Source organism: Aliiglaciecola sp. M165, from assembly GCF_007197995.1.
GTDB lineage: Bacteria > Pseudomonadota > Gammaproteobacteria > Enterobacterales > Alteromonadaceae > Aliiglaciecola.
This window is the reverse complement of record NZ_VKKH01000006.1, coordinates 118,824-132,572: the sequence shown is the minus strand read 5'-3', so window position 1 is coordinate 132,572 and position 13,749 is coordinate 118,824. Positions and strand designations below refer to the sequence as shown.

Below are 13,749 nucleotides of genomic sequence, written 5' to 3'. Positions count from 1 at the left end.
TATAAAACTTTAATATCAGTTAATTGCTTGGGTAGTAATAATCCATAAAAAATTGATAGCGTTTGATGTGCGCTTCAAAAGATTGATACTCAGGTTCTTTACTGAGTATCATCCATTTCTCAGACGAAAACGTCGGCCAAAACGCCTGCCCCTCGCCATTCGGATCATGGGTTTTAATAAAACGCTCAAAATATCCTTGCACGACTTTTGATACCTGATAGTCCTCTGGCTGCCACAAATAAAGCGGGTTGTTGTCGAGATTACCAAATACATATTCTATTTCCGCTGAATGCACAGCGCCGCGATCGTGATGCTCACCGGTTCCCCCTTCACTAACTTTGCGTGCTGGGCGGATATGATCGTAACGGTAAAAATAGGTCGATGGTTGTTTACCACTGACAGAGGGATGATGAGTCACAGCATCGATCCAGGCCCATGCGCCAAAACTAATAAAACGGTCACTGGCAAGGGTTTGCAATGCGTCTTTTATATCCTCTTGCTCGCTGATATTAAACATTGCCAAAACCTCTTGATAATACTCGGGATAGAGGTTTCGAATGGCTTGTTGATAATCTTCCTTGGTGACCAAGGGTTTATCTACGATGCTGGTATAGTGACTTTCTTGTGAGTTAACGCCTGCAAGCAAAGGTACCTTCGCAAATTGTCCTTTTCGATAAAGGCTAATAGGTAAATCCTTGATAAAACGTCCATCTACAGTTGTGCTGAATCGTGAAATGCCCAATTCTTCAAGTGCATCAAGTAGCGTTTCGGCGCTCACTTCGCGCAATTGCTCGATGTTGCCCCTATCGACTTTTAAGCTCAATTTGTTGTGTAATTGATTGACAGTCGATACACCCATTTCGTGGGCTTTTTGCAGGCTAACAGCTGGCAAAGGAGGCCCTAAAATAGAGCCACTTTGACCGATTGCAGCAGAAAACAAGCCTTTAGAATCAGGGGCTACCATGTGCGCACTGACAGAGATAGAACCGGCTGATTCACCGCCAATGGTAACTCTGGTAGGGTCGCCACCAAATTGACTTATATTTTTGTTTACCCATTCTAACGCCGCTTGTTGATCCAAAAAGGTGTAATTGCCTGAACCGCCGTAACCACTTTGTGCGCTTAACGATGGATGTGCCAGCAAACCAAAAATACCGAGCCGATAATTGACCGTGACCACAACGATGCCTTTTTTCGCCAATGCAGCACCGTCATAACGGGGCTCCGAGCCATCTCCGGCGCGAAACCCGCCGCCATAAAAATACACAAGCACAGGCAATTTTTCAGTTGGCGCCAGATCGGGAGTCCAAATATTTAAGTAAAGACAGTCTTCACTAACCCCTTTAGAGCGAAAACGCATGTCGTCATAGAGATACTTCTGCATGCATTGGTTTTCAAAGGTGTGAACTTGTTTAATGCCCAACCAATTTTGAGCTTTTTGCGGTGGTTGCCACCGCAGTTGCCCTACTGGCGGCTCGGCGTAGGGTACACCAAAGAATTGATGCAGGTGTTCTACGTGTTTTCCAGAAAGCTTACCTTGTTCGACCGTCACCGTGCTTGAAAGTTGTTGGGCGTTAAGCATAAACGTTGTCCCCAGGCACAAAGCAAAACAGATGAGCTGCCTCAACATGGTAGTATCCCTTTCTCATCAGATTAGAATGCTAGCCTTATCATGGGTAAGGGTTATCAACCCACCCATGACAGACTGAATGAAAAGAAAGTTATAACATCTCCACTGCAATAGCGGTAGCTTCACCGCCACCGATACACAGTGATGCCACACCTTTTTTCTTACCTTGCTGGTTTAGTGCATGTAACAGCGTCACAATAATTCTCGCACCAGATGCGCCAATCGGGTGCCCTAATGCACAAGCGCCGCCTTTGATATTCACCTTATCTTCGCTCAATCCCAGTTTGCTAATTGCTAACATAGTGACCATGGCAAAGGCCTCGTTAATTTCAAACAAATCAACGTCGTCTTTTGTCCAGCCAGTTTTAGCAAACAACTTTTCCATTGCGCCGACCGGTGCCACAGTAAAATCTTCTGGTTTAATTGAATTTGTTGTATGCGCGACGATTTTTGCCAAAGGCGTCAAACCGAGTTCGCGGGCCTTGGATTCTGTCATGAGCAGTAACGCTGCAGCACCATCGGAGATGGAGCTTGAATTGGCCGCAGTCACGGTACCATCTTTCTTAAATGCAGGACGAAGCGAAGGGATCTTTTCAGGCATTGCATTGCCCGGGCCTTCATCTGTATCAACTGTCACTTCGCCTTTGCGTGTTGCGTAGGTAACAGGCGCAATCTCATCATTAAAGGTACCTGCGTCAATGGCGTCTTTGGCTTTGGTTAACGAAGCCAAAGCAAACTCATCCATTTTTTCACGGGTAATGGATTCATCGTCAGCGGTGTCTTGGGCAAAACAACCCATTGCCTTGCCATCATAAGCATTTTCCAAACCGTCCATCATCATATGATCGACGACCTGGCCATGACCCATACGCAATCCACCACGGGCTTTGGGCAACATGTAAGGCGCACCACTCATACTTTCCATACCACCGGCGACAACCACCTCAGCTGAACCCGCTTTGATCAGGTCATGGGCCATCATCACCGTTTTCATCCCTGAGCCACACACTTTATTGATGGTTGTTGCACCTGCCGAAAGTGGTAACCCAGCCTTGAGCGTCGCTTGCCTGGCTGGCGCCTGACCAAGCCCTGCTGGCAGCACACAGCCCATGATGACCTCATCGACCAAGCTAGCGTCAAGTTCACCCAAGACAGATTTGATTGCTGTAGCGCCTAAGTCTGTGGATGCAACCGATGAAAGACTGCCCATAAATCCGCCCATGGGTGTGCGTTTGGCTGCCACGATAACAATGGATTCATTGCTCATATTACTCTCCATTTGGTGTAGGGTTTGGGTTTATGACCCATCTTTGGTTTTAATTTAGTTCGCAGAAGGTAGAGCACTTGGGTTTTCAGATCAAGCGCTTGCTGCGTATGGGATTGATCAAAAGTGTAAACTTTTCTAAGTCACCACAAAACATCGAGTGAGCCTATAACTCCGAACCTGGTTAAAACCTGCGAGTTATGATTTTTCAACAAACTTCCTAGTTAGAACAACTGATCCTCTCGACGCTATGGCCCGTTTACTTGGTAATACAACTTTGTTTTGGAAAATAAATAGAATGTTGACAAACAAAAAGACATTGGCAATTGCCTCGCTTTGCTTCCTATCAACCTTTAGCGTTCAAGCTCAGTGGTCTGCTGGAGTCATAGGCATTGGCCAATCCAATCCTTACATTGGTGGTGACACCGGCCTCAATGTATTTCCAATTGTTGCTTATGAAGGCGAGAAGCTTGTTTGGCGCGGACCATTTCTTGACTACTATGTGGTTGGCACCACTCGCACAGAAACGTCGGTTTCGGTAAACCTGGCACTGGCGGCTAATGATTTCGAAACGGATGGTGATCCTGCACTGGTTGGGATCGAAGATCGTGATATCAGCCTGATGGCTGGTTTTACCTTTAATCAAGAATTGTGGAATGGCCAATTTAGTGCAACGTTACAAACAGAAGTCACTAACGAACACCAGGGCCAGCGAGCAACAGTAGGTTGGAGCACCGCTATCGCTAAAGATCCCCGGTTTAAATGGCGCATCACTGCAGGGGTAGAGGTGGAATACCTAAGTGATAAGTACGCAGATTATTACTATGGTGTTTCAGCGAGAGAGCAGCAGAACTCTGCGTTTGCGGCTTACGATGTGGGCAGCGTCATCCAACCCCAATTAACACTGGGCGGATATTATAGTTTCAACAAAAACTGGCGACTTATCGGTAATTTGGGTTGGCAATTTTTGGCCAGTGACATTAAAGACAGTCCAATCATCGACGGCGATACCGTCGTCGATGGCTTTATTGGCGTGACTTACAGCTTCTAAACAAGTCACTCTGACAGATAAGAAATGACAAAAGGCAGATTAGTGTAGTGACAGTGTTTGGCTTGAGGTTCGTAGTGAAACACTGTTGCTTGAGATGCCTTCAAGGCAAAGTAACTTCCATACTGCTGCCATGAAATCACCTCAGTACTGCCACAATGGGCGCGGATCTGATTGCGCCACTCTCCATCATCGAGTCTGCCTAAACGTAAAGGCTTGTTGCGTAATTCTCCTGGAAGTTTGAACTGCCAAGTCGCCGTGTCACGGCTAAAACTGGCCTGCGCAGCATGGGCCAAATAATGACTGACGCCCGAAACTTCTCGCCTTACACGCGGCGAATCTGCAGATTTGTGCAGTGCATAGTGCCCTACTTGCTGATCGACAATAAATACGCCATTTGCCCCCTGCACTTCAAACAGGTAGTTGCCATCTAGAGTTTTATCAACAAATAACGCGGTGGCTTCATCTACACCAAATGCATAGGTTTGTTCGCTGCTTGCCGTAAAAACGGCCAATCGACTTTCGCGGTCCCGCTCTGAAAAATGCGTATCCAATAAACCCAAATCAAATAAACCTGTGCCGCCCTGTGCCCGATAAGTGAGATCACCGGACCCGACACCTTGCCCACATGCCACTTGAGCAAAGCAGCGCTGACTTGGCGGTGGATTCGCCAATGCTCCGCGAGACATCGCCTTGGCAGGATCACCATTGGTCAACATGACAATCGGTCGATCATGATAGGAACCTCCAGCGTGCACCGCAGTGCCAGCACTGGTTCCGCCAACAATGAGTGCACCTGAATTTACCTGAGTTTTGATTAGCGCTAATTCTGCAGAGTCTGAACCATCGGCTAATTTTAGTGCCGCCAAAGTCAAACTCTGATCGCCGCCGTTAAAGAATATTCCTTGTGCTGACTGAATAATCTTAAGGCTTTCGTGTGGCGCCGCACAAAGACGTTGTTGCAAGGCCGTGCGCTGTGGATAAATTCGTTCACGATAAAAGCTTAAATTGGTTTCTCGCAGTCGCGCTAATTGTTCGCATCCGGCAAAACCGGCGACTTCTAATGCCCGCGCTTGTTGGTAAGTTTTATCCAAAGGTAACCAGGTGACCTTTGCCCCGGCTTGCTCAAACACCGAGATGTAAAAGTCTGCCACTTCAAAGGGATCTCGGGAAGAAGCGGTGATAACGACCACATGTGGCTTTTCTAAGTGGTTTGGCGCACGTAACTTAGCTTGCTGCACAAAACGCTGATAAATGCCTACGGAAGCTTTGTCTTTGGTCAACAACAAGTTAGCTTTTTCTTGTTTGCGCTGCTTATTTTGATCAAGCTGTTGTACCTCAAGGCTGTCAAGCAATGCATAGTACTGTGGATCAGGCAGGGCCTGATACCATTCCAACAGATTATTGTTCTCAAATGCATCTCGTAACTGGCGGCGAGTTAACATTTTATTAGCTACTTTTGCATAGATATTTAATAAAAGTGCACGAATATTTTCTTGGTTAGCCTTATCAAGACGTTGAATCGGTTCGGTTTGAAGAAATCGGCTGATACTTTTTGGTGAAATTTGGTACAAAATGGATTGAAGATCGTCTTCATTGAAGGATTTTTTTTGACAATTTTTTAACGAAAAACTCGAACAGGTGTTCAATCCACCGCCAACCAACATCAAATCGTATTGCGCCTCTTCGTTACTAGCCGAACTTGCATAAACTTCTGATAAATATGAATTATTCAGAAAAACCAAAAAGAATAATACGACTAACGATCTAGTCTGCTTGAAGTTGAATATCGATAAATGACACATGAGATCTCGGTGGTTTGAATGATTGACATTTTTTTACACTAGTGTTTAGACTTTACTCATGTCAATGAACATATTCATTGTTTTTCAAAAGCAGACTTTGCATAAAAACGCATGATTAAAAAAGCGGCTAAATTTAGCAACTATCGTTATCAAAACTTTTATTTGTCGGAGTGGTTTGACGAATAACCTCTTTACCAGTTGAAGCCTTCAACTGGTAGTTGCTGACGTCTTGTTTCTAACAACTTGACCCCACCAGCGCACAATAAAATAACAATTAGAATCGTTTTTTAATAGCGGCCCAACGCCCGGTGTTTGCAAGGAAATATCATGAAAATTCATTCTCTTAGCAGGGCAGTAATGCTTTGTTTGGGCTGTTCAAGTCTATCCGTCGTTGCTCAACAAAATGTCGATACTCAAGGTGCATCTACCGCAGGATCTGAGGAATTTGTCGAACGCATTAATGTCACAGGCTCTAACATCAAAGGAGTCGACTTAGAAGGGGCTCAGCCACTGGTCACTATTGATGCCGAAGCCATACGGCGCTCGGGAGCCACGACACTTTCAGAGCTAATGCAAACCATCGGGCAGACTCGCGGCGGAGAAGGATCGTTTTCGACGACACAAAGTGGCGCAACGTCAACCTCGACCCCAGCGGGACAATCAGCTGCGTCGTTGCGTGGACTTGGCCCATCATCCACTTTGACACTTATCAATGGTCGTCGGGTTGCCGCCAGCTCATTTGCCGCCGGCACACAGAACTTTGTAGACATAAACAGCATTCCTTTGGCTGCCATCGAAGAGATTGAAATACTCGCAACAGGTGCATCGGCCACTTACGGCGCAGATGCGGTAGCCGGGGTGATAAACTACATCCTTAAAAAAGACTATGACGGCGCTGAAGTGAACGTTAATTATGGGAACAGTTTTGCTGGCTCTGACGAAGGCAAGTTCACCCTAAACGCCGTCTGGGGTGGCGAAGTGGCAGGTGGCCAATTGACTGCATTTGCAGATTTCTATGACCGCCAAGATTTCAAAGCAACAGACCGCAGTTTTAGCGCTCGGCCGCTACTGGTCAATAGCTACTCCTACCTGCCCAAAGGAACGCCAAATATTTATTTCTTCTCCGCCAGAGACGGCAATGAAATAGGCGCACCAACCTGTGAAACTGAATTTGTGACCACCGAGTTTGGCGAAGAAATTTGTGCTTATTATGGCAATGAAGACGATTATCTGGATACGCCTTTCGAGAGCTTTTCCGGTGGACTGATTTACAATAAGGAATTTGACAACGTCACCTGGAACACCGATTTTTTCTACACGCGAACCAAATCCAGTGCGTTTTCACGCCCTGCCCCAATTAATCAGATCAACGATGATGAAGGGCCATTCACCAGTGAATTTTCTCTGGATTTTCTGCCTAGCGAGGTGACGGATCCGATTTTTGACAACCTCTACATCGATCCTTTTGATACACCAGCCGGGCGGGAGCTTTTTGGCTTCTCATTTGACGCTCGGTTTAACACACCACGCACCACCGAAGTCGAAACCAACGCGTTTCGTTTAGTTTCTGCGCTGTCCGGTGAATATGAGGGATGGGACTGGGAAACGGCAGTCACTCTGTCTCAATCAAAATCAGAGCAAGTCGCTACTGCGGGCATTTACAATCGTTATAAATATCATGCAGCGATTGCCGGGGAGCTATGCTCAAGCGGCGAAATTGCTGACTATGACGCCGATGCCGATACACTGAATTGTAGCTCGGGCGCATTATTGGATATGTACAACCCGTTTTTGCCCAATGACGCAAACAATGAAGCTATCTTGGCGGTTGCTCAGGAAATGCCTACACGAGATGGCGACAGCAAAGTCTATGCGTGGGACCTGCGTGCCAGCGGCGAGTTGTTTGAATTCAATGGCGACTTTGTCATGGCGGCTTTTGGCGTGGACGTGCGCCGCGAAGAAATCACTGACGTACCCAGTGAAAATGCCAGAGCGCGGTTTGAAAATGACTATTTGGTCGACGTATTTGGCTTTGGCTCAAGCTTATCAGAAGCCAAACGCACTCAATGGGGAGCTTTTGCAGAACTGTATGTACCCATCAACGAAAAAATTGATATGCAGTTGGCAGGGCGATTTGACGACTACGATGATTTTGGCAGCACCTTTAATCCTAAAGTTGCTTTGAGTTACCGACCGACTGAAAGTTTGATTCTACGTGCGTCTTGGGCAACGTCGTTCAGAGCCCCCTCACTGACTCAGGCTGGCGTAAAACTGCGCACCACTACCGCTCGTTATGATTGTGGTGCAAACAGCTCAGTATCAGCACTATATTGCGAAGGTGACAACTCAGTTAGGAGCGAAAACGTGCTTGAGTTGGGCAATCCAAATCTAAATCCGGAAGAATCTGAATCCGTCAGTGTAGGGTTTAGTTTCAGCCCGACAGAAAAAACCAATATCACCATGGATTATTGGTATTTTGACCATGAAGACATTGTTGATACGGATATGACAGGTGTATTGGATAGAGCGGTATCAGATGCTTCACTACGTCACTGTGGCCTGGTGCCCGAAGGCGAACAAGGGATCTCTTACGATGAAGATTTATGTTTGGTCACCGATGCTGCTGGCCTGACGATTGAGGAACAAGGCGCTAACCTTACCGAAATATTGGATGCATGGGTCGATTTTGATGATCCTCGCTTTGCAGAACTTCCGTTAAATCGTGATCATGTTTTGTTACTTGAAAATACCGGTACTCAAACGGTCGAAGGTATCGATGTGAAAATTGATCACACCTTTGAGCTGCCGGAAAGTTCCATTACTTTGGCGTTTGACGCGACACACTATCTGAGTTTTGAACGCAATAAACCCGGTTCAGATGAAATAGAAGAATTGATAGGCACTTGGCGTTACCCAGAGAACATCGCCAGCCTGAGTGCGTTTTGGGATGTAGATAACTTTTTTGTTGGCGTGACAGCATTCTATACAGACAGTTACAAAGATGACACCAATCGCCTGCGAGGCAGAGAGATTGACGAGTTGAATGATTTGGGTCTTCTTGATGAAAACGAATTGAGAGACGTCAGTTCCTGGACAACCTTGCGACTGAGCACTGGCTACAAATTTGAAAATGCATCAGTAAGATTGTCTATCGATAATCTGTTAGATCGGGATCCCCCCATCGCTTATGGTTCCTCTCGGGGGTTTGATAGCATCAACCATAATGCGTTGGGCGCGAACTACAACCTAAGCTTGACCTATTTCTTTTAGATGAAATAGCATGAGGTAGCATGGTGAATCGCTCACTATGCTACCTAATTCTAACCAATCGAGGGCCATTATGAGCCACCACGCCGAACCCGAACGCACAGCCAAACCATTTACCGATATCAGTCGTTCAATGCCCGATGCCTTTGTCATCCTATTCTTTATCATTCTGCTAGCGGGAGCGTTAACCTATGTTATGCCTGCTGGGCAATTTGAGACCGCACAGGTGACTAAAGTTTTAGATGGCAAGGAAGTCACACGCACACAATTGGTTCCTGGCAGCTTTTCCTATGCCGATGACCAGGATAGCTCCGCCCCACTGTTTGCAGATGGCGGTGATGCAGGGATCATGAACTATGCCTTTGAAGGCTTGGTATCTGGCGACAAATGGGGTTCTGCGGTGGGCGTGATCGCGTTCATTCTTATTGTAGGCGGTGCATTTGGCATCATCATGCAAACCGGTGCTATAAACAATGGCATACTGGCATTAATCAAACGCACACAAAAAGCCGACTTTGTGATCATTCCACTCATGTTCATCCTGTTTAGCTTAGGCGGCGCAATATTTGGTATGGGCGAAGAGGCCATTGCGTTTTGTATCGTATTAGTTCCTCTGGTCATTGCCCTAGGGTACGATTCGATCACGGCGGTACTCATCACCTACGTTGCCACCCAAATCGGTTTCGCAACCAGTTGGATGAATCCATTTTCGGTGGCTATCGCCCAAGGAATAGCCGATGTGCCGCTGTTCTCTGGAGAAACATTCCGTATCACCGCTTGGGTAGTCTTTACCGCAATCGGCTTAATTTTCACTTTGTTGTATTCAGCTAAAATCAAGCGTGATCCGAGTCTTTCCTTAAGCCATAAAACCGATGCTTTTTTTCGTCAAAAGCAAACAGACATTAAGGTGAACTTTGGAAAAACCGACGCCAGTATTTTACTGCTATTTGCATTGGGAATTATGTGGGTTATCTGGGGCGTCACCCAGCGTCAGTATTATATCCCTGAAATTGCTAGCCAGTTTTTCACCTTGGGCATTGCGGTGGCGACAGTAGCGATTATTGCAGGGCGGATGTCGATGAATCAGGCGTCAGAAGCCTTCCAGCAAGGTGCAAAAGATCTATTACCTGCTGCGCTGATTGTCGGAATGGCAAAGGGCATTGTGATTATTCTTGGAGGATCCTCCGCTGACACCCCTTCGGTATTGAACACTATCCTATTTCATGCCAGTAACGGCATCGCCGAATTAGGCGCCACAGCCAGTGCACTTATCATGTTTATGTTCCAAGCAATCTTTAATTTCTTTGTGGCATCGGGATCCGGTCAGGCAGCGATCACCATGCCACTGATGGCACCGCTTTCTGATCTGGTAGGTGTATCTCGACAAATTGCAGTACTAGCGTTCCAACTCGGTGACGGGCTCACCAACATTATCATTCCTACCTCGGCGTCTTTGATCGGCTGTTTAGGGGTCGCGCGTATCGACTGGATAACCTGGGTCCGCTTCGCTTGGAAACTGGTTTTGGTATTATTTATCGCTGCCGCCTCAACCATGATAATTGCTGTGATGACCGGGTTTAGCTGACGCCATCACAGTAAAATCATTGGTCAATAATCATCATGTAAGGCCTTGTGACATACACAATCTTATGACGGCATTTGACCAATGTAGTCAAATTTGCCGATATCCAATCCATTACTGCGCAATATATTGTAAGCCGTGGTGATATGGAAAAACAGATTGGGCAAAAAGAAGTGATTGAGGTAAACCGGTCCTTTAAAGGTGACGCTTCTATCGGGACCGAGCTGCACGGTTTGTTCTTTTTCCATCGCGGCATCGATCAACTCATCATCAACGTTGGCTACAAAAGTCTGCATATCCTCAATTCGTTGTTTGAGTTGGTCATAGGTGGTTTCTTCAAATGGAACATTGGGCAATTCCAATTCCGCCATTCTTGCCACGCAACGTGCGCAAAACTCGCTGATCATTTGCACTTGCCAAATAAAGGGGTGCATGTCTGGTGCCAAACGTGTTTGTAGCAGAACTTGCTCGTCTAGCCCTTTTTCGGCGCTGAATGATTGAGCCTTATCCACTAAATGAGACAAAGAGCTAAGATATTGTTGAACGACGGGTTTGACGATCGAAGAAGCAGATAGAGACATAGTAAGTCCAAATGTTTTATGTTGTTGGTGTTAACTTAGTTCACATTGAACTCTCTGGCAAGGAGCGAGAATGCAACAATGTGTTGCGCATATTCACCAGAGTTACACTTCTCAATCATGCAAATAAAGTGGCAAAGATGTTCGTCGAATTTATATTGGGTGCCAATTATATAAAAATGTAAGGGTGTTTTATGGCTATCGATTATTCTGGAAAAACAGTCATTATTTCCGGTGCTGCAGGTGGTATTGGTTTCGCAATGGCAAGAGAACTTGGTCAACAAGGGATGAACGTGGTTCTGGCAGATATTGATGAACATCAATTAGCCCAAGCGAAAAACGCGCTAGATAAAGAGGATATTGCGTCAATCACTACAACGTTAGACGTGACAAACTACCAAGACTGGCAACAAACCGTTGACGCAGCACAACAGCAATTTGGTGGTGTGCATATGCTGATTAACAATGCGGGTGTGGGTGGTATTCCTGGCACGATTGAAGAAACCAATCATAAAATATGGCAGTGGGTTGTAGACGTTAACTTGATGGGCGTGCTGTATGGTACGCAGGCGGTTATCCCCGCAATTAAACAAACGGGTGAAGGTGGATGGCTGATCAATGTCGCCTCTATGGCTGGCATGCATGGCGTGCCCTACTCTTCAGCCTATGCCGCGACAAAAGCTGCAGTGGTTTCCATGTCTGAAGCCTGGGCCGTAGAGTTAAAGCCACACAATATCCATGTTTCAGTGTTGTGCCCGGCTTTTGTGAAAACCCGTATCCACGAATCTATGCGCAATTTACAAGACAAATATAAGTCAGAAAAAGGCGCAGGCGATCCGGCGAAATTGAAAAAAAGTGCAGGCATTGCCGCGGAATTAGTTAATTCTGGTATTGATGCGCAACTGTTAGCAAAGAGAGTTTTAGAAGCCCTTGATTCTAAGCAACACTACATATTTACTCACCCCAACTATCGCGACGTGGTAGCAGGTCGAGGCAAGGCGTTAGATAAAGCATTTGAGAATGCACAAAATAGTCCGCTTGTTGGCCATTTAATTGATGAAGAAATTGTCAGTTTATAGTTGACGTTTATTCTTTAACGACAAGTGGGAACGCTTTAGTTGCGTCTTCTGGGCCGGCACCTCAAAGACTGAACACGTCTTTCCCGCAGGCTCTTCTGGCGCGCACGCAGTGGGGGATCTCTTTAGTCCCTGGCAGATCCCCGACAAGAGCACTCGGGGAAGACGTGGAATGCTGCACTCGGGGAATACGTTTATTTGTATTCACGTTTTTCCATAAAGAATGACGTGGTGGTTGGCTTTTTATCTCGATATACTGGGAAAAACGAAGTAATAACGAGAATTCCCATGAAACAGCATGACGCATCCCCTCTATCAGACTATGTCGAGTATCCCGCAGAAGAGATGCTCGCGCGCTCTGAAGCGTTTTATTCAGATATCAAGCGGCGCCACAGTATTCGAAAGTTTAGTGATCGACCAGTGCCACAAACCATTATCGAAAATTGCATCAAAGCGGCGGGCACTGCTCCAAACGGGGCGAATCATCAACCCTGGCATTTCGTCGCCATCCACTCTGCCGAGGTGAAAAAACAAGTTAGAGAACAAGCTGAACTTCACGAGCGAGGATTTTATTCAGGTCGCGCGGGCGAAGAATGGTTAGACGCCTTAAAGCCACTGGGTACCGACGATCAAAAGCCTTACCTGGAACACGCGCCTTGGTTAATCGCAATTTTCAGTCAAAAGAAAGGTGGTTTGAATGCCGGAGAGAAGCACACAAACTATTACGTTCACGAGTCTGTCGGTATTGCCACCGGGTTTCTTATCACCGCGTTACACAATGCTGGATTAGTGACTTTGACCCATACGCCAAAACCTATGTCGTTTTTGTCGAAAATATGTGAAAGACCCGACGACGAGAGACCGTATATGCTGCTAATCGCTGGTTACCCGGCCGAAGATGCAACTGTGCCAAAACATGCTCAGCAGAAAAAAACTCTCGATGAAATTTGCACCTTTTTATAGGAACTTCAGATGAAAAAATTAATCCTCGCCGGTATAGGTTCACTGTTATTAATCATACTCACTACGGCCTGTTCTGACAATGAAGTAGGAGACGTCTCTTTGGGCGTATTTACCACAAAAGATATCAAACTGGATGCTTTGCAAGACCCAATCGTCACCGGTGTAACCTGTCATATTTCCAGCATTGAAGCGAATTTGGATTTATCCGATCCCTCAGACAGTTCTATTGCTTGTCGGCAAACTGGAGAGATAACGACCCAAATGATCGCACAAATTGATAAATCAGCTTCCGGTGAAGTTGTGTTTAAGAAGTCTAAAAGTATTTTTTTCAAGAATATGAAAGTAAGGCGCATCTTTGATGCGACGTCACAGACTTTGATGTATGTGTCTTACTCGACCAAAGAAACCTCTGGGAGTTACAAGCATAGTTTATCAACCGTGCCGCTTTGGGGTACCAAAGCTTATCGAGATCCTCTGGCGGCGCCATCAGTAAACTAATCTCCTGGATATGCCGCCCGTCTATTTGGCGGCGGCAT

General features: G+C 46.2%; 10 protein-coding genes. 6 read left to right on the top strand and 4 right to left on the bottom strand.

Going from position 1 to position 13,749, the window contains the following annotated elements:
- Nucleotides 1–19 precede the first annotated feature (19 nt).
- Together FM019_RS12415 and FM019_RS12410 are read right to left on the bottom strand one after the other, a co-directional pair.
- Nucleotides 20–1,582: a carboxylesterase/lipase family protein gene (locus tag FM019_RS12415; protein ID WP_185969278.1), complete on the bottom strand. Its 1,563-nt coding sequence runs from the start codon at nucleotides 1,580–1,582 to the stop codon at nucleotides 20–22.
- Nucleotides 1,583–1,721: 139 nt separating this feature from the next.
- On the bottom strand, nucleotides 1,722–2,897 hold the full coding sequence (locus FM019_RS12410) for a thiolase family protein (protein WP_143836262.1): 1,176 nt from the start codon (nucleotides 2,895–2,897) through the stop codon (nucleotides 1,722–1,724).
- A 295-nt stretch (nucleotides 2,898–3,192) separates the two neighbouring features.
- On the opposite strand from FM019_RS12410, the gene FM019_RS12405 reads away from it, so the two are divergent.
- A complete protein-coding gene (locus tag FM019_RS12405) occupies nucleotides 3,193–3,945 on the top strand; it encodes a MipA/OmpV family protein (protein WP_185969277.1) in 753 nt (250 codons plus the stop codon).
- A gap of 5 nt (nucleotides 3,946–3,950) precedes the next feature.
- On the opposite strand, the gene FM019_RS12400 is transcribed toward FM019_RS12405, so the two are convergent.
- Entirely contained in the window at nucleotides 3,951–5,747 is a 1,797-nt protein-coding gene (locus FM019_RS12400; protein ID WP_143836260.1) for a cyanophycinase, read from the bottom strand.
- A gap of 327 nt (nucleotides 5,748–6,074) precedes the next feature.
- Here FM019_RS12400 and FM019_RS12395 point away from each other — a divergent pair, with 327 nt between their 5' ends.
- Both FM019_RS12395 and yfcC read left to right on the top strand, forming a co-directional pair.
- On the top strand, nucleotides 6,075–9,017 hold the full coding sequence (locus tag FM019_RS12395) for a TonB-dependent receptor domain-containing protein (RefSeq protein WP_143836259.1): 2,943 nt from the start codon (nucleotides 6,075–6,077) through the stop codon (nucleotides 9,015–9,017).
- A 70-nt stretch (nucleotides 9,018–9,087) separates the two neighbouring features.
- On the top strand, nucleotides 9,088–10,599 hold the full coding sequence (gene yfcC / locus FM019_RS12390; RefSeq protein ID WP_143836258.1) for a putative basic amino acid antiporter YfcC: 1,512 nt from the start codon (nucleotides 9,088–9,090) through the stop codon (nucleotides 10,597–10,599).
- 62 nt (nucleotides 10,600–10,661) lie between these two features.
- On the opposite strand, the gene FM019_RS12385 is transcribed toward yfcC, so the two are convergent.
- Entirely contained in the window at nucleotides 10,662–11,177 is a 516-nt protein-coding gene (locus FM019_RS12385; RefSeq protein ID WP_143836257.1) for a DUF1993 family protein, read from the bottom strand.
- A gap of 191 nt (nucleotides 11,178–11,368) precedes the next feature.
- On the opposite strand from FM019_RS12385, the gene FM019_RS12380 reads away from it, so the two are divergent.
- The 3 genes from FM019_RS12380 to FM019_RS12370 all read left to right on the top strand — a co-directional run bounded on the left by FM019_RS12380 (nucleotide 11,369) and on the right by FM019_RS12370 (nucleotide 13,711).
- On the top strand, nucleotides 11,369–12,253 hold the full coding sequence (locus FM019_RS12380; protein ID WP_143836256.1) for an SDR family oxidoreductase: 885 nt from the start codon (nucleotides 11,369–11,371) through the stop codon (nucleotides 12,251–12,253).
- Between the two features lie 285 nt (nucleotides 12,254–12,538).
- Nucleotides 12,539–13,213: a nitroreductase family protein gene (locus FM019_RS12375; protein WP_143836255.1), complete on the top strand. Its 675-nt coding sequence runs from the start codon at nucleotides 12,539–12,541 to the stop codon at nucleotides 13,211–13,213.
- Nucleotides 13,214–13,222: 9 nt separating this feature from the next.
- On the top strand, nucleotides 13,223–13,711 hold the full coding sequence (locus tag FM019_RS12370) for a CreA family protein (protein ID WP_143836254.1): 489 nt from the start codon (nucleotides 13,223–13,225) through the stop codon (nucleotides 13,709–13,711).
- Nucleotides 13,712–13,749 lie beyond the last annotated feature (38 nt).